An 18,375-nucleotide genomic window follows, 5' to 3' on the forward strand; every position below is an offset into this window, starting at 1 on the left:
GGTTTATACTGGCCGCACGGCAAATGAATCGCAGGGTGGATTTGCCTTGATTAATCAGGGATAAAGGGCATTTCATAACCATTATATCTATAAAGTTTTACTAATCTCATCTTGTCGGGCTACTATACCCAGTACGAGTCAATCAATAATAATCCAGGGATATTTAAAATGATTGTTATGAGGAAAATCACCCCTTCCGCAGCGTGTTTTGCTCGGACTTCAGGACCTAAGTATTTCTTTCTGTCTTTGTTCTTTGCCGCGCTAATCGGCTGTCAGACCGATCCCAAAACCGATCTCGACAGCGTCAAGCCAACAGGAGATCTTGCGGTGGAGGATACCGATAAGCTTTTCGTTGTCGATTGTTTGTTGCCGGAGCAAGCGAGCGGCCCAGGCGCTCAAAAGACCGATATTTCCTCTCCGCAGCCCATCAAAACCACAGCCGCTGAATGCAGGGCTCGCGGCGGCGAATATGTGGCTCACGATCGCACCGATGTCGAATCGGCTTTAAAAGTATGGCTGCCGCAGGCGCAGCAGGGTAATGCCGAGGCTCAGGTAATGCTGGGCGAGATTTACGAAAAAGGATTGGGCGGAACAGCTGATCCCGCTTTGGCGGCCCAATGGTATTCAAAAGCGGCCAAGCAAGGCAATTCGAGGGCACAGATTGATCTCGGCTATCTTTATGAGAAAGGATTGGGCGTAAAGAAAAATACTCGGACTGCGTTGAATTGGTATCGCAAGGGATCAGGGCTTGCGAACTCAGGTTTGCAGTTTATGCCCGTGACCGAAGCCTCCGGTAGAGGCGGCAAAAGGAAACAGGGTGATAACGCACAACATCAGGCCAGGATCGGGGATAACGCTTCCGGTTCGGCGGATGATTCCGGACTTAAGCGGCGGAAGGCGGAATCCAGAGAAAAACTCGATCAGTTGCAGGAGCAACTGAAATCTTTGGAGGAGGAATACCACAATACGTTTGCCCGCATTAAAAGTGACATGATCACTATAGAAGTCAAAGCGCCTCAAATGGATTCCAGGCGGGAAAAACTTGCCCTTGAAAGAGTTCATATCAAGCTCAAAAAGGACAAGAGCAAGCTGATGGCTCAAGGAGGGCAGATTAAGGAATTGAAGAAAGCGATCGAGCAGGAAGAAAAGACCCTGGCAGGCCTCAAAGATGTTCCGGCCGAGATGCCGGAGAAAAAGGGGGTACAGAAAAAAAATCATAATGAAGCTTCTCTTGTCATAGCCAGCCTAAAATCCTACCCATCCGTTGATTTCGGCCGGTTTTATGCATTGATTATCGGCATTAATGACTATAAACAACTGCCGGCGCTTCAAACATCGGTCAATGACGCCAAAGCGGTCGATGAAGTATTGCGGACGCGTTACGGCTATCAAACTAGGCTATTGATCAATGTCACCCAGCATCAGATCATGACCGCTTTCGATGATCTGAGAAAAGAGTTGACCGAAAAGGACAGTCTGTTGATTTATTACGCCGGTCTTGGCGAAATCGATAAAAACGATCAAAGCGCCTACTGGCTGCCATCCGATGCGGAAAAGGCCAATATTGCCACTTGGCTGTCCAATCATAATGTCGCGCAACAGTTGAGCATTCTCCCGGCCAAGCATATCCTGGTTATTGCCGATTCGTGTTATTCCGGCATCATGACTAAAACGTCAATCGCTCATCTGCCGGAAGATGCGTCCGATAAAAAACGCAAGAAGTGGCTGAAGCTCATGAACAGCCGCAAGGGCAGAACCGTCATAACATCCGGGAGTGTTAAGCCAATACCGGATTCCAATGTCAGCAGCCATTCGGTATTCGCCAGTGCGTTTCTGAAGGCATTGAATGACAATACCGGCCTGCTTGAGGATTATGAACTGTACAGAATGGCCTCCGGTAAAGTCAAACAGTCCGCGTCACAGATCGGCTTTCAGCAAAGTCCGCAGTATTCCGCCATGCAGCATGCAGGGCACGAAGGCAGCCCGTTCTTTTTTGTGCCGAAGAGTTGACACGATGCAATTTTTTATTTGATTCAGGAGTATGCACTATGAATGCAGATGATTTAGGTGATGTGACGACGCGAATCAACCCGACGCTAACAAATCGCCGGTCATCCGATCAGGCAGATACATTAAAAGTAGGCTCGATACTGAACAAGCGCTTCGTGCTCAAGGAAGTGCTCGGCAGCGGCGGCATGGGCACAGTGTTCAGGGCAACCGATTTGCGCCGTTTGAAAGCGCAGGATCAGCAACCGGATGTCGCCTTGAAAGTATTGAACATAGAATTCCGGGATGATCCGGGACTGTTCATTGCACTTCAGCGAAAAATGAAGAAATCCCAGATGCTGGCGCATCCCAACATCGTCAGTGTCTATGATTTCGACCGCGACGGCCGCAATATTTTCATGGTCATGGAAATGCTGGAAGGCAAGTCGCTTTCTCATTACATACAGAAAATCGCCCGGCGGGGCGGCATTCCCTTCGACAAGGCCTGGCCTATTATCGAAAGAATGGCATTGGCACTGGGCTATGCGCACAAAAAAAATATCGTTCATTCGGACTTTAAACCGGGCAATATCTTTATTACTGACGGCGGCGAAGTCAAGGTGCTGGATTTCGGCATCGCCAGCGCGGCCGTTAAACCGGAACACCAGAGTTATGATGGAACCGTTTTCAATCGTCGCAATCTGGAGGCGCTGACGCCGACTTATGCCGGCCTGAAAATGTTTGAAAACTGCATTCCCGATCCGCGGGACGATATTTATGCGCTGGCCTGCGTGAGTTATGAATTATTGGCCGGCAGGCATCCGTTCAACAAACTGTCCGCCCAGAAGGCGCTGGAAACCAATCTGCAGCCGCCATTCATTCCGGGCTTGAAACGCCGGCAATGGAACGCCTTGACGCATGCTCTGGCGTTGAGGAGCGAGCAGAGAACAGCTTCCATTGCGCAATTCCTTGATGAAATACGGCCTAAATCGGCCCGGTCGGGTGGGGCTGTCAAAGCTTTAACGCCGCATGCCCTGATTCTGAAAAGGAAGCAGATAAGAGGTTCTGTCAGGCAATTCCTTGATGCGATAAAGTCCAGGCTGTCCAGGCCGAACATCCTCGGCACAGTGACGGTTATGGTTTCGATCGCGGCGGTGGGCGGTTACGTCTATATTTATCCAAGCATGAACGCGGCGCCGCCAGCAGTGATTGAACTGACTCCGGAACAGCAACTGCAGATTAAGGATCTGCTCGAACTGGCGCAAATCCATTTTGATGTCGGCTATATAACCGAGCCCCAAGACAGTAATGCCTTATGGACTTATCGTCAGGTGTTGGCTATTGACCCTGATAACCAGGAGGCCTTGCAAGGGGTGGAGAAGATTGCCGACCTGATTGAAAAGCAGGCAAATGAGTTGCTTGCCCAGCAGAAGCTCGATGAAAGCCTGGAAAAAATTGAAGAAGGACTGAAAGCACAACCTGAAAAGGATCGTTTGCTGTCATTGAAAGAGCAGATATTGAGAATGAGACGATAGGGCTCGCGCTTCGGATGCATGGCTTCATGGCAGATGAATTCCAGAGCGGATTTGCTCTGGCAAGCTACCAGCAACGCGTCCCATCTCAAAACCGGGCTTCGGCCGCATTACGGCCAAAACGGCGTCGGCACCACAGCTGGAAGCGGTCCAGGTAAAGATACACCACTGGCGTCGTATAAAGGGTCAGCATTTGGCTGACGATCAGCCCGCCGACGATGGAAATGCCCAGCGGCTGGCGTAGCTCAGCACCATAGCCGGTTCCGAAAGCCAGCGGCAGGGCGCCCAGCAGTGCCGCCATGGTCGTCATCATGATCGGCCGAAAACGCATGAGGCAGGCGGTAAAAATGGCGTCGTGCGGGTTCAGGCCCTCGTTGCGCTCGGCATCGAGCGCGAAGTCGATCATCATGATGGCGTTTTTCTTCACCAGGCCGATCAGCAAAATCACGCCGATCAGGGCAATGATGCTGAACTCGGTTTTGAATGCGAGCAGGGCAAGCAGCGCGCCGACGCCGGCCGAAGGCAGCGTGGAAAGGATAGTCAACGGATGGATGTAACTCTCGTACAGTACGCCCAGCACGATATAAATCGTGGCCAGCGCGGCCAGGATCAGCCAGGGCTGGTTGCGCAGGGACTGCGCGAAGGCCTTGGCCGTGCCCTGGAAACTGCCGTGTATCGAATCGGGCACGCCCAGTTGAACCATCGTCTCCTCGATGGCCTGAGTGGCCGTCGACAATGAGGCCCCCCCCTTGAGATTGAACGACAGCGTGGATGCGGCGAACTGGCCCTGATGGTTGACGGTCAGCGGCGCATTGGTCAGGCCGTAGCTGGCAAAGGCCGATAGGGGCACTTGCTTGCCCTCCGGCAATTCCGGGCTGGGCGGGATGCTCACATACAAATTTTTCAGCGTGTCGGGATGCTGCCAGTATTCGGGCGCCACTTCCATCACGACGTGATACTGGTTGAGGGGCGTATAAATGACCGACACCTGGCGCTGGCCGAAGGCGTTATTCAGCGTCGAATCGATAAGGGCCTGGCTGACGCCCAGGCGCGAGGCCGCGTCGCGGTCCACAATCAGGGATACCTGCTGGCCTCTTTCCTGCTGATCGGTGTTGACGTCCGCCAGTTCGGGGCGTTGCGACAGCGCTTTTAGAATCTGCGGCGTCCAGGTGCGGAGGTCATCGAGACTTTCGGCCTGCAGCGTGTATTCGAACATGGCCGCCGCGCCGCGTGCGCCGACGCGCAGGTCCTGTACCGGCTGCAGGAACAGGCTGGCTCCCGGCTCTCTGGCGAGCCGGGTACGCAGGCGCTGCATGATCTGATCGGATGTCAGCTGGCGTTCCTCCAGCGGCTTAAGAGTCGCGAACATGAATCCGGTATTGCCGCCGCGGGTAAAGCCGACGACGTTTTCAACGCCCGGAGCCTCGCGCACGATCTCGGCAAAATCGATCAGTTTCTGCTTCAGGGCGGTCGATGAAATGCTTTCATCGGCCCGGAGCGCGCCGGCCAGCCGGCCGGAATCCTGCACGGGAAAGAAACCCTTGGGCACGATAGCGTAGAGATAGATATTCAAAATGATCGTTCCCAGCAACAGCGCCATCATCAGCGGTCCGTGATCCAGCGCCCAGCGCAGCGTCCGCTCATAGCCGGCGAGCAGGCGGTCGAACTGGCGCTCGCTCCAGTGATAAAGCCGTCCGTGTCGCCGCTCCTCGGCGCGGGCGAGCCAGCGCGAGCAGAGCATCGGGGCCGTGGTCAGCGAGGCTACCAGCGAGATCATGACCGCCGCCGAGAGCGTGGCCGCGAACTCACGGAACAGGCGGCCGACGATGCCGCCCATCAGCAGGATCGGAATAAACACGGCAATCAGCGACAGGCTCATGGACAAGACCGTGAAGCCGACTTCGCCGGCGCCTTTTATGGCGGCCTGAAACGGCGGCAGGCCTTTCTCGATGTGCCGGGTGGTGTTTTCCAGTACGACGATGGCGTCATCGACCACAAAGCCGGTCGCGATAGTCAGTGCCATCAAGGACAAATTATTCAAGCTGAAGCCGAACAGATACATCACTCCGAAAGTGCCGATCAGCGACAGCGGCACGGTGATGGATGGAATCAAAGCCGAGCGCAGATTGCGCAGGAACAGGAATACGACCAGAACCACCAGCCCGATGGCGATCCAGAGCGTTTTTTCCACTTCATATAGCGAAGCGCGGATGGTGCTGGACCTGTCCATAGGCACCGACAGGTCTATGGATTGCGGTATGGAGGCTTTAAGCTGGGGCAGCATTGCCCTGACTCTGTCCACGGTTTCGATGATGTTGGCCTCGGGCTGCTTGCGCAGGATCAGTATAACGGACGGCTTGCCATTACTGATGCCGGAGTTTCGCAGGTCTTCCACGGAATCGACGGCCTGGCCGAGATCGGCGATGCGCACGGGCGCGCCGTTGCGATAGGCAACGATAAGCGGCAGGTAATCGTCCGCCGTGCTGACCTGGTCGTTGGCATAGATCTGCCAGTGCCGGCTGTCTTCTGCGACGGAGCCCTTGGGCCTGTTGGCATTGGTCGAGTCAATCGCCGCGCGGACATCATCAAAGCCGATCCCGTACTTTGCCAGCGCGTCGGGATTGAGCTCCACCCGGACCGCCGGCAGCGAACTGCCGCCGACGTCTACTTGGCCGATGCCCGGAATCTGCGAGATTTTCTGCGCCAGAATCGTCGAGGCCGCATCGTAGAGTTGGCCGCGGGTCTGGGTGGCCGAGGTCAGCGCGATGATCATGATGGGCGCGTCGGCCGGGTTGACCTTGCGATAGCTGGGGCGGGTCGGCAGGTTCGTGGGCAAAAGGCTGCTGGCCGCATTGATCGCAGCCTGCACGTCCCGCGCGGCGCCGTTGATGTCGCGCTCGAGATCGAATTGCAGGCTGATGCTCGTGGAGCCTGTTGAGCTCGTTGATGTCATTTCGTTGATGCCCGCGATCCGGCCGAGAGTGCGCTCAAGCGGTGTGGCTACCGTGGCGGCCATGGTTTCGGGGCTGGCGCCGGGCAGGCGGGCCGACACGGAAATGGCCGGGAAATCGACTTGCGGCAGCGGCGAAACCGGCAGTTGCAGGAATGCGACCAAGCCGGCCAGCGCCAGTCCCAGCGTCAGCAGCGTGGTCGCTACGGGGCGGGCGATGAAATGCGTGGACAGCATCGTCACAGCCGGGCCTCACTGCTTTGCGAGCGCGACAGCCGCCGGCTCAGCCTGTCGAAAGCCAGATAAATGACCGGCGTCGTGAACAGCGTCAGCAGCTGGCTGAAAATCAGTCCGCCGACCATGGTGATGCCCAAAGGATGGCGCAGCTCCGATCCGACGCCCGTGCCCAGCATCAACGGCAGAGCGCTCAGCAGCGCCGCCATGGTTGTCATCATGATCGGCCGAAAGCGCAGCAGGGACGCCTGAAAGATCGCCTCGCGCGCGGGCTTGCCTTCCTTGCGTTCGGCCTCCAAAGCAAAGTCGATCATCATAATGGCGTTTTTCTTGACGATGCCGATCAGCAAAATGATGCCGATGATGCCGATGATGCCCAGGTCGTTGCCCGACAGCATCAGCGCCAGCAGGGCGCCGACGCCGGCCGAGGGCAGCGTCGACAGGATCGTGACCGGATGGATATAGCTCTCATAGAGCACGCCCAGCACGATATAGACGGTCACGATCGCGGCCAGGATCAGCCACAGCGTGTTTGTGAGCGAGGCGGTAAAGGCGCGCGTGGCGCCCTGGTAGCTGGTTTGTATGCTTAGAGGCAGGCCGATTTCCTGCTTGGCGGCCTCGACGCTTTCGATCGCTTCGCCGAGAGCCGCGCCCGGCGCCAGATTGAATGAGACCGTCGAAGCCGGGAACTGGCCCAGATGATTGATGACGAGCGGGACTGACTGCTCTGCTACGCTGGCAATGGCTGGGAGCGGCACCTGCGTGCCGTTCGCTGAACCGATGCGGAGGTCTCTCAGGGCCGCCGGGCTCTTTTGATACTCCGGCTTGACTTCCAGTACGACACGGTACTGGTTCGACTGTGTGAAGCTGGTCGATATCAGCCGCTGGCCGAAGGCGTTATATAAGGCGTCATCGATGTCCTGAGTCGTAACGCCGAGGCGGCTGGCGCTGTCGCGGTCTATCGATACGAAAGCCTGAAGCCCCTGGTCCTGGATATCGCTGGTTACATCGGCCAGATAGGGTTTGTGTGAAAGTTGTTCGACGAGCCGGCGCGTCCAGTGGCTCAGTTCATCGGGATTGACCGCTTCCAGCGTGAACTGGTACTGCGTGCGGCTGACGCGGTTCTCAATGGTCAGATCCTGCACCGGCTGCAGGTACAGCGTGATGCCGGGTACTTCCGCAAGCTTCGGCTGCAGGCGCTGGATGACTTCCGATGCGCTGATGCCGCGCTCGGTCAATGGCTTCAGCGTGATGAAAAAACGCCCGCTGTTGAGCGTGGGATTGGCGCCGTCCACGCCGATAAATGAAGACAGATTTTCGACAGCCGGATCGGCCAGCACTGCCGTGGCCAGTGCCTGCTGGCGCTGCGCCATGGCTTCGAAGGATATGGTCTGCGGCGCTTCGGAGATGCCTTGAATGACGCCGGTGTCCTGAATCGGGAAGAAGCCCTTGGGCACGATGACATACAGGAACACGGTCAGCGCCAATGTCGCGAAAGCCACCAGCAGCGTAATGCCCTGATGATTGAGCACCCGGTTCAGCATTCTCCCGTAACCGCTGGTGAGTTTGTCAAAAAAGCGGCCGCTGGTATGGTGGATGCGGCCGGACTGTTTTTCCGAAACCGGGCGCAGGATCTTTGCGCACATCATCGGCGTCAGGGTCAGCGAGATAATGCCGGAGATCAGGATCGCCACGGCCAGCGTGATCGCGAATTCGCTAAACAGACGCCCGACCACGTCTTGCATGAACAGCAGCGGGATCAGCACGGCGACCATGGAAAGCGTCAGCGAGATGATTGTGAAGCCGATCTGTTCCGAGCCCTTGAGCGCGGCTTGCAGGGGACTCTCGCCCTGTTCGATGTAGCGCGCGATGTTCTCGACAACCACGATGGCGTCATCGACGACGAAGCCGGCCGCGATGGTCAGCGCCATCAGCGTCAGGTTATTGATGCTGAAATCGGCCAGATACATCACGGCAAACGTGCCGATCAGTGACAGCGGCACAGCGACGCCAGGAATAGTCGTTGCGGAGGCATTGCGCAGAAACAGGTAGATCACCAGCACCACCAGCGCCACAGCCAGCAGGAGCTCATGCTCGACATCCTGTACGGAGGCACGGATGGTTGTCGTGCGGTCACTCAACGGCACGATTTCCAGCGCGCTGGGCATGGCCGTCTGCAACTGGGGCAGCAACGCCTTGATGCGCTCCACCACTTCGATGACGTTGGTGCCGGGCTGGCGCTGGATATTGACGATCACGGCCGCCGTTTCGTTGGCCCAGGCCGCCAGCCGCACGTTTTCGGCCGCGTCGCTGACTTCGGCGACATCGGATACGCGCACAGGCCTGTCGTCGCGGTAGGCGATGATAATCGGCCTGTACTCGGCCGCCGAGCGGAGCTGGTCATTGGCATCGATGATGGCCGCGCGCGCCGGGCCGTCGAACATGCCCTTGGGCTGATTGACATTGGCGCGGGCAATGGCCGTGCGCAGGTCTTCCAGGCTCAGGTTGTAGGCTGCGAGCGCCATCGGATTGGCCTGGATGCGCACAGCCGGGCGCTGGCCGCCGCTGATGCTGACCAGGCCGACGCCCGGCAGTTGCGACAGTTTCTGTGCCAGGCGCGTGTCCACGAGATCCTCGACCTTGGTCAAGGGCAGCGTCTTCGAACTGACCGCCAGCGTCATGATCGGCGCGTCCGCCGGGTTGACCTTGCTGTAAACGGGCGGCATGGGCAGATCAGTCGGCAGAAAGCTGGTAGCCGCGTTAATGGCCGCCTGCACTTCCTGTTCGGCAATGTCGATGTCCAGCTCCAGATCGAACTGGAGCGTGACGACCGACGCGCCGCCCGAGCTGGAGGACGACATCTGATTGAGTCCCGGCATCTGGCCGAACTGGCGTTCCAGCGGTGCCGTGACCGATGAGGTCATGACGTCCGGGCTGGCGCCGGGATAGAGCGTGACGACCTGAATGGTCGGATAGTCGACCTGGGGCAGGGCGGAGATCGGCAGCGCGCGGTAGCCGATGATCCCGACCAGCAGCAGGGCCACCATCAGCAGCGATGTGGCGACCGGGCGCAGGATGAAGGTGCGGGATGGGTTCATGACGCTGGCCGTGCGGGTTCCCGGTTGACGAGCTCTACCCTGGCGCCTTCGCGCAGCTTGTCGATGCCGTCGACCACGACCTGTTCGCCGGGTTTAAGCCCTTCGAGCACGGCGACCTTTTCGGATTCGGCGGGGCCCAGTTTCAGCGGGCGCACGCTGATGGTCTTGTCTTCCTTCACGACATAGGCGAAGGCGCCGGGCGTTCCGCGCTGAATGGCGGCAGCCGGTATGATCGTGACGTCGCGCAATGTATCCACAGTCATCCTGACGTTGACGAACTGGTTCGGAAACAGGGCGTGGTCTTTATTATCGAACTGTGCCTTGAACCTGATGGTGCCGGTCGCGATGTCGATCTGATTGTCCACGGCTACGAGCTTGCCCAGAGATAGGCGGGTATTGCCTGAGCGGTCGTATGCCTCAATAGGCAATGTTTCGCCGGCACGCAGCCGTTTCATGACGGCCGGCAGATCGGCTTCAGGCAACGTGAATACGACCGTGATGGGCTGAATCTGCGTCAGCACGACCAGTCCATTGGTATCGGACGTTTTCACGATATTGCCCTTATCGACCAGCCGCAGACCCAGGCGTCCCGTGAACGGGGCCGTGATGCGCGTGTAGGTCAACTGCAGTTTGGCGTCAGCGATCAGCCCGCGGTCGGTTTCCACAGTGCCCCGGTACTGTCTGACCAAGGCTTCCTGCGTGGCTGTCTGCTGCGCAGCGATGGAGTCCTGCTCGAGCAGCGTTTGGTAGCGCTCCAGATCGAGCTGTGCATTTTTCAGCAGCGCTTCATCGCGAAGCAGCTGGCCTTCGGCCTGCATGAGCTGAGCCTGGAACGGGCGCGGGTCGATTTCCGCCAGCAGATCGCCTTCGCGCACTACCTGGCCTTCTTGAAAAGCGACACGGATCAGTTCGCCGTCGACGCGCGATCGGATCGTCGCCGTATTGAGCGCCGTCACTGTGCCCAGCCCGTTCAGATAAATCGGGAAATCGCCCTGTCTGGCCGGCTCGGCTACAACCGCAACGGTGGAAAAGTCGGGCTTGCCCGGTTTTTCGGCATTTTGTTGTTGCGGCTGGTCGTTACGGGGCTTGATGAGATAGGCAGCCGTTATGATCGAAAGGAGGACAGCCAGCCCGATTAGAAGCAGCTTCAAGTTACGCGATTTCATTTAATGGAGCGCTTCCTTCAATAAAGCGGAGGATAAAAATTTCAATATTAATGTTCAATGGCTGAGATGCAATAGCTAAGGTTTTTTATCGGGAAAGCCATAAAGGCTTAAAGACTATCAACTTAAAGCGTAAGGCCACGAAATCCATGAAGAAAATTGTAATACTTCAAACCGGATCTGACGATTTTAAATATTGAGCCGGGCCGGGCACTTGCTATACATCCGTATTTTTAAACCTTTAAAAATACGGCGGTCAACTCTAGTGCCTCGTTTGGCGCTGAGTCCTGCCAATTCGGGCTGATGCTTGAACGCCCAAGCCAGAGAGGCCGGTGAGATAGTTGTCTTGAGCGCGAGCGATGCGCGTTTACGCATCCGGCCCAACTCAGAGCGTGAAAAACAGCGCTCTGCAGGTGTGGGCCGGGCAGGGGCGATGAGTTAGACAGATACCCGATCAGACCGGCGTTTTCCTATAAAGCCCAGGCCGGCCAAAGCCGAGCCGAACAGCCATGCTGCGGCAGGGGCAGGGACAGGGCTTACGTCGCTGACGCCGACAGTGATCCCTCTCCAGTTCTCGGAGCCGTTCTCAGCCCATGAAATAGAGCTGAAAGTGCCTAGGAATTGGAGGGTGCCGTGTCCTTCGCCTAAATGAGTTGAAGACAGTATATTGCCGTTTCCGCTGTTCAGCGTATCGCAGCCCCAATAGCCGCAGCCGGAACTCAGGACTGTGAACGGCGCATCAAAAGTCCAGCTTGGGCCGTTAAAGCTGACGACGGCCATGATTGGATTGGTTACCGGCGTTGAGAACGTAATTGTGTTCATCGGGGTGCCTTGGCCCAGGCGGAGGATATCGGTGTTCAAGGAATCCGGTGCGTTATCCACTGTTGCACTGGTGTAGGCATTAGGCGACCAGTAATTTGCGCCGCCTGAGATTTGCGCGGAATATAACCCGCCGCTGTAGGCAACATTGACAGTAGACGAGTCCGCCAGCGTAATGATGCCTGACGCTGATCCGCTGTTGCCGGCGCTTGCCGATACCCAGTCTGTCCAATAAACCGGAGCTGCGGCGGCGGTAGCCGGCGCAAAAGCGCTAATAAGTGCGACAGCGCCGATCACCTTCGAAAATGATAGAGAATGCTTCATTATTTAATTTTTCCTGATTTGAATAGAGGGCTTAGTGGAGTTTCATATTTTATACCCTTGCCCAAACTGATCAATAAATAACGGATTTTTAAACGTAAATTCTCTAAGCCGACTAATTGAACAGTGCTTTGAAAAGCCCGGCATGAGATTTGCCGGTACTGCGTCATCCGGGCTTGGTCGCATTCTTCTGTTGTTTCACTGTATGCCGTAATTCCAGGCGTAATTGTTCCGGCATCGCAGCCAGGCCCTCGCAAGGTTTTTCAGCATCTATTGCCCGGATCAAGGCGGTCGCCAGGCCAAAATCGGGATCATTCTCGGTGAAGTCGTCCATGCCCCGCCTTGCGATGCCTACGGCAATTGAAGCATCGGAACAAGCCAGTCCGATCAGCTTCGGGTGCAGCACATGGGTTCGATAAGCATTCAGTTGCGCCGGTTTACTGTATTTGCAGTCCAGCAAGGTTGGATTATCGCTGTAGCAATCTTTCCGACTGGCCGCTTTGCCTGGCAACAAACGAGTGCCGGCGCGTTCCATACGGGTCTGGAAGGCGCTGAATTTTTCGGCGTCCAGTAACTGCTTGAAGGCTGTTTCCAACCGGTGCTGTTGCTGCTCATTCCAGTCTGACCATGCGCTATCGGAAATATAGATGCCGTCGAGATTGGCTTTCGACCAGTCAGTCCCTTGCAGTCGCGCTTCCCGCAATTCTGCGCCCTGTAGTTCCGCCAGGGTTAAATCCGCGCCCTGCAGATTAGCAAAGACCATGTTGGCGCCTTGTAGATTCGCCTTGCGCAGGATGGTGCCCTGCAGCTTAGCGCCGCGCAGGTCCGCCCCCTGCAGCTTAGCGCCGCGCAGATCCACGCCCTGCAGGTTTGCGCCGCGCAGATCCACGCTCTGCAGAATCGCCCAACTCAGGTCGGCGCCTTGGAGATCCGCACCGCGCAGATCTGCGCCCTGCAGATTCGCCTCGATCAATCCCGCGCCTTGCAGCTGCGTTCCACCCAGGATGGCGCCCTGCAACTGCGTCTTATCCCAGCCGATCACGCCCTGGAGTTTGGCTTTCAGCAGAACTGCGCCCTGCAACTGGACATGCCGAATATCGGCTTTAGGCAGCATGGCTCCGTACAAATTGGCAAAGCGCAGATCGCGATTTTGCAGGTTAAGTCCGTCGAATTCCTTGAAGGCCGCATCGCGGATCTGCTTGTTCGGATCTGTTGCCCGCGTCAGCAGCGACAGGGAAACTTCCTTGGGCACAAGCCGGGCTTCTCTGAGGTCGAGATTGCGCGTAAAAAGGTCTAAATTGAACCATGAGCAAGGGCCCAGCACTACCTGAAGCATCGTGGCATCGGTCTTGGCAGCCTCGGCTAAAGATGTGCAGGAGACGGTGCCGTATTTATGGGCGGCAACGCTCAGCCATGACTCCGGCATTCTCCGGATCAGCCAGTCTTCGAGATAATAAGGGGTGTCCTCCGATTGGGACTCGTCATTCGGCGGAAAATAATAGGTCTGTACGGTAATGCTGCCGGGAACTACCGCGACAATACTGAGCAGAATGATGAGCGGCACTGAGATCATCAATATCACCATGCCCTTTGGCTCAACGCCGGGCGGCTGCACGGGCCGGGGAGGGATTTCCCGGAAGTGCCGGTTTGGCCAGCGCCGCTGGATCGACCGCGCCAGCCGATTCCATCCGAGGATGCCCAAATGCCGGAGCCATGCCGGCCAATAGCCCACGAGATTGAAGGCAAAATTCTGCCACCACTCCCGCGCCCTGTCCTGGGGTGAAGCAATCAGCGGCCACAGGGCGAGCAGCATGCCCGCATCGGTCCAGACCGAGAGGCGCTGAGACCAGGTGATGCCTTCGTCGTGGAACGGCAGAAAGCGGATTTGCGCAGCCAGCAATATGAATAAGGGCAGGGCAATGATAGTAGTGCCAACGACCAGCGACAGCAGCCAGTTGATTAGCCAGACATTGGAGCGTCCGACGATCAGATGGGTGAAAGGGAAGATGAACAGGCGGTCGCGTATTTGCTGCCCGGCATGCGTATCAGGCAGATCGCGGTCCAGGTTCCAGAGTTTATTGGAAAGCAGCTCCAGTTGCATGAGCAGGTTGAAGTGCAGCAGGACCAGCATCCACGGGGCAAAGGCGTAAAAGGTGGTCAGCGGTACTTCCACATCCAGAATCGGCAGTTTGATCGGGCTGATGCGCAGCATGTCTTCATGCGTGGTGCCCCAGACGATGACGCCGAGATAGGCGGCGAATGCTATAAATGCGATATGAAGGGCGGCTACCGATTGTGATGCGGAGTTCGCTGAGTCCAGCAGTTTTTCAATATGCGGAGAGGTTTCCGGGTGAGCTGGCGGTGCAGTATGGGACATGGCGGTGGATGCTGTTGCTGCCGACTGGTGATGTTTCAGTATAAATCAGCTGAATTAATTCTTCATTATGATTGCGCATTGATTTTCTATACAAGCTAGGGGACACTGATCTTGATGGTTTACAGTAGAACGCCTATTTCGTAGCGGGAGTCACCCGCCAAATAGTGTTGCCGACGTCATCGGCGACAAGCAGCGCACCCGATCGGTCAACCGCCACGCCGACCGGGCGGCCCAGAGCATCACCGTCCGCGCTGACAAAGCCGACAAGTACATTCTTTGGTGGCAGGGTAGGCCGCCCGTCAACAAACGGCACAAAAATCACTTTATAGCCGCTCCGCGGTTCGCGGTTCCATGAGCCGTGCTGACCAATAAATGCCCCTCCTTTAAAGCGTTTCGGCAATAAATCGCCCTCATAGAAGACAAGCCCGAGCGAGGCTGTGTGTGCACCCAAGGCATAATCCGGCACAATGGCTTTAGCCACCAGATCAGGCCGAGGCGGCTTCACCCTTGAATCGACATGCTGACCGTAATAGCTATAAGGCCATCCATAAAATGCGCCATCTTTTACCGAAGTCATATAGTCAGGCACCAGATCACTGCCGATCTCATCGCGTTCATTGACGACTGTCCAGAGCGCGCCGCTCCGCGGTTCCCAATCCATGCCGTTCGGATTGCGCAAGCCCGAGGCAAAGATGCGCCACTGGCCTGTTGCCGGGTCAACTTCCCAGATAGCGGCGCGGTTGGCCTCGTTTTCCATGCCGTTCTCGCCGACATTGCTGTTCGAGCCGACCGTGACATACAGTTTTGAACCATCGCGGCTGGCAATTACATTTTTGGTCCAGTGATGGTTGATGGGATCTGCCGGCAAATCGATCACCTTGACGCCGGTACCAGTGATCTGCGTTTCACCCGTACGATAAGGGAAACGCATCAGTTTATCAGTATCGGCGACATAAAAATCATTGCCGACAAGCGTCATGCCAAAAGGTGAGTTCAGTCCTTGCAGGAAGATTGTGCGCGTTTCGACGGTGCCGTCACCATTGGCATCGCGCAGCAGCGTGATGCGGTTAGCGCTCGGTGGAGTTGCTCCCGCACGATCCATAAACCACTTCATGAGCCAGCCTTTAATGCCTTTGTCGCCTTCAGGATTGGGCGGAGCACTGGCTTCGGCGACCAGCACATCGTTGTTAGGGAGCACATAGAGCCAGCGCGGATGACTTAAGCCTGCGGCAAAGGCGCTCACCGCAAGCCCAGGGGCAGCCTTAGGCTTGGCATCTGCTGGCCAGCCTTTGGCAGGCGCGATATTGACAGTGGGTATTAGTGTTGGGTTGGGCGGCGGCAGCTTCGGATGAGGACCGATGCCAGCCTGTTCGGGTAACGTCGCGACATCACCACAGGCGTTTAAAGTCAGTAAAAGCAGACAAGCGATCAGGTGAAAGAGGGCAGAGCGTTGCATGCAGCATCTCCGATTGGAAGGTAAGGAATAACTGTTGAAGGCACAAACCATAAATTTTGTAAAAGGTCGATCTGTGTGTAACGTCGCGCGTTCTTCAAACTGAACCATAAGCCAGTTCCGGCGCGGTAAAAATATTCGCTTTATGCTTTCCCGGCACCGCTGCCAATATTCCTTAATGTCAGGACTTACGCAAGCCTGTGGAGGCGGCTTCGCCTAAAGCGCCTACTGTTGGTAGCCGCCCCACAGATTTTAAAACCGTTTTTCTCGGTAGTCCTGAAGTTTGACTATAACCGAGCCCTCAGACAGCATCTGTACGATATCGCACATAAAATGGCTCTGATGAGGCTAAACCGGTCAGCTCCGGCCAACTATATTGTTAGCGCAACGACAATCTTTACGGCTTGAAACATTAGCTTTTGCAGCATGCGCCTGCTCAGGAATGCGCTTCGGAAGATAAGTGGCTATATTATTAAAAATACAAAACATATTATATCATAGACATATTGTTGGAAAAGCAAGTCTCTCAACTGTCTTTCCAGTGATTTGAGTTGCGCGATTCGATCTGCCAATCCACCGCTGTAACCACTGATCACCTAAATTTTCCTCAGTTTTTTGCACCCCTAATAGTTGATCCGGCCAGCGCAGGGGCGAACCGTTTCAAAGCATTTGACGTTGCCTAATAGCTGAGGTAAGGTGATCATCCGTCCTGGGCAGGGATTCTGAACCTCAAATTCAAGGGCTCAAATAGGAAGATATAGCCAAAACAGATTTAGGAAAAATATGCTAAAGTACAGCTTGTGCCTGTTTACTTACAAGCATGGCATAGCGGTGTAAACCTAATTTGACATAAAACTACGACGTGTCTTGTCAGTAGGGTGATATTGGTTTTTATATTTCTTGTATAACTTGTATTTCAATAGCTTATTATTAGGGATAGAAATGAAAAACAAAATTAAATTGATGATGTCTGGGGTGGGCTTGATTTCGGTATTGGCGCTACCGGGTTTGGCCCAGGCGTCGGACGGGACGATTACTTTTAATGGGGCTTTGACCGATTCGACCTGTACAGTTGTGCTTAATGGCGGGGGAACCGGGACCGGCATTGTAACCCTACCCACGGTAGCCACCACTACATTGGCCAACACAGGAGATACAGCAGGTGCAACTCATTTTACGCTGGATTTAACCGGCTGTACTGCCGCCGATGGCAAGACTACGGTCAATGCTTTCTTTGAGTCAGGGGCCGGTGTTGACCCCGCCACAGGCGATTTAATCAATCTGACCGTTGGCGGCGCAGGTAATGTTGTAGTTCAGCTTTTCCCGGAAAATAACCTGACTACCCAGATCAAACCGGGCGTGACTAATCAAGCGAAAGCGACAGATATAAACTTAATCGCCGGTAGCGGTACCCTCAATTATGTCGCGCAATACTATGCGCTTGATGCAACAACTGCCGGGGCTTATAGTTCTAATGTAACTTACTCGCTGGTCTATAACTGATCAGATTTGTAATCCGCTGGTAAGCTCTTTTAGAACAGAGGCTTATTTGATATTCCTATCAGGCGCAGTACTGTAAGGTCTGCGCCCTATCATTTTTTGAAACAGCCCCATACGAATCCATGATGCTGGCACGATTGACGTTTTTTTTTACATTCGCTTTTAACGCCTGGGTGGCATCGCTTGGGCTGGTTTCGCCGGCCACGGCTGGCGTGGTTATCGACGGCACCCGGGTGGTCTATCCCGGACAAAAACGGGAAGTCAGCATCAATGTTCACAATAATGGGGAAACCCCATCGTTGGTGCAGGTCTGGCTCGATGCAGGTAACCCTCAGTCCAAACCCGGTGAGGACAAGGTTCCATTTTTGCTGACGCCGCCGTTGTTCCGCCTCGATCCCACCAAGGGCCAGAGCCTGCGTCTGTTCTATACCCAGGAACCCCTGCCAGTCGACCGGGAGTCACTGTTCTGGTTGAACGTGCTGGATATCCCCCCGCGCGCGCCGGCAGATCTCGATAGGCCTAACAAGCTGGAATTCGCATTCAAACACCGCATCAAGGTGTTTTTTCGTCCGGACAACCTGCCCGGTACGGCCGCTGACGCGCCTGCGCAGTTGACCTGGAAGCTGGTGGCTAAGGATGGGCAAACCGCGCTGGAGGTTACCAACCCAACCCCGTATCATGTCTCGTTTGCCCAGGTGACAGCCATCGTAGGGGAGGATGCTCTCAACCTCAAAGCGGATATGGTGGGGCCTTTTGCTAGCCGGACGTTTGGCCTGCCTAAACAGGACGTTGAACCGGCAGGGTTGTTGCGGGTGGATTACAGCTTTATCAATGACTACGGTGGAATTGCAGAAGCGACGTTTAAAGCGCCCACTGCGCGTTGAAGCAGCTATTGACCGATACAGCAATGGACCGCTGGCATAGCACCAAAAATTGAAAAAT

10 protein-coding genes are annotated in these 18,375 nt (G+C 55.8%); 4 read left to right on the forward strand and 6 right to left on the reverse strand.

Annotated elements, in window-relative coordinates:
- Positions 1-177: 177 nt before the first annotated feature.
- Entirely contained in the window at positions 178-2,010 is a 1,833-nt protein-coding gene (locus ACTNE6_RS10225) for a caspase family protein (protein ID WP_442499623.1), read from the forward strand.
- 38 nt (positions 2,011-2,048) lie between these two features.
- Positions 2,049-3,521 carry a serine/threonine-protein kinase gene (locus ACTNE6_RS10230; protein ID WP_442499624.1) on the forward strand — a complete coding sequence of 491 codons (1,473 nt, stop codon included), beginning with the start codon at positions 2,049-2,051 and terminating at the stop codon, positions 3,519-3,521.
- A gap of 85 nt (positions 3,522-3,606) precedes the next feature.
- Here ACTNE6_RS10230 and ACTNE6_RS10235 read toward each other — a convergent pair whose 3' ends face one another.
- The 6 genes from ACTNE6_RS10235 to ACTNE6_RS10260 form a co-directional block, all read right to left on the reverse strand.
- Positions 3,607-6,705 carry a multidrug efflux RND transporter permease subunit gene (locus ACTNE6_RS10235; RefSeq protein ID WP_442499689.1) on the reverse strand — a complete coding sequence of 1,033 codons (3,099 nt, stop codon included), beginning with the start codon at positions 6,703-6,705 and terminating at the stop codon, positions 3,607-3,609.
- A gap of 2 nt (positions 6,706-6,707) precedes the next feature.
- On the reverse strand, positions 6,708-9,800 hold the full coding sequence (locus tag ACTNE6_RS10240; protein ID WP_442499625.1) for an MdtB/MuxB family multidrug efflux RND transporter permease subunit: 3,093 nt from the start codon (positions 9,798-9,800) through the stop codon (positions 6,708-6,710).
- Positions 9,797-10,966 (reverse strand): MdtA/MuxA family multidrug efflux RND transporter periplasmic adaptor subunit, encoded by a 1,170-nt coding sequence (locus ACTNE6_RS10245; RefSeq protein WP_442499626.1) that lies wholly within the window; start codon positions 10,964-10,966, stop codon positions 9,797-9,799. Before ACTNE6_RS10245 ends, ACTNE6_RS10240 begins: the two co-directional genes overlap by 4 nt.
- A gap of 435 nt (positions 10,967-11,401) precedes the next feature.
- On the reverse strand, positions 11,402-12,106 hold the full coding sequence (locus ACTNE6_RS10250; protein ID WP_442499627.1) for a VPLPA-CTERM sorting domain-containing protein: 705 nt from the start codon (positions 12,104-12,106) through the stop codon (positions 11,402-11,404).
- A gap of 163 nt (positions 12,107-12,269) precedes the next feature.
- Complete coding sequence (locus ACTNE6_RS10255; RefSeq protein ID WP_442499628.1) at positions 12,270-14,480, reverse strand: pentapeptide repeat-containing protein; 2,211 nt, start codon at positions 14,478-14,480, stop codon at positions 12,270-12,272.
- 133 nt (positions 14,481-14,613) lie between these two features.
- Entirely contained in the window at positions 14,614-15,936 is a 1,323-nt protein-coding gene (locus tag ACTNE6_RS10260) for a PQQ-dependent sugar dehydrogenase (protein ID WP_442499629.1), read from the reverse strand.
- Between the two features lie 939 nt (positions 15,937-16,875).
- Between ACTNE6_RS10260 and ACTNE6_RS10265 the strand changes: the two genes are divergently transcribed.
- Both ACTNE6_RS10265 and ACTNE6_RS10270 read left to right on the forward strand, forming a co-directional pair.
- Positions 16,876-17,436, forward strand: coding sequence for a fimbrial protein (locus tag ACTNE6_RS10265; RefSeq protein WP_442499630.1), 561 nt, complete (start codon positions 16,876-16,878; stop codon positions 17,434-17,436).
- Between the two features lie 119 nt (positions 17,437-17,555).
- Positions 17,556-18,317, forward strand: coding sequence for a fimbria/pilus periplasmic chaperone (locus ACTNE6_RS10270; RefSeq protein ID WP_442499631.1), 762 nt, complete (start codon positions 17,556-17,558; stop codon positions 18,315-18,317).
- Positions 18,318-18,375 lie beyond the last annotated feature (58 nt).

Source organism: Methylobacter sp. sgz302048 (assembly GCF_052162025.1).
GTDB lineage: Bacteria > Pseudomonadota > Gammaproteobacteria > Methylococcales > Methylomonadaceae > Methylobacter.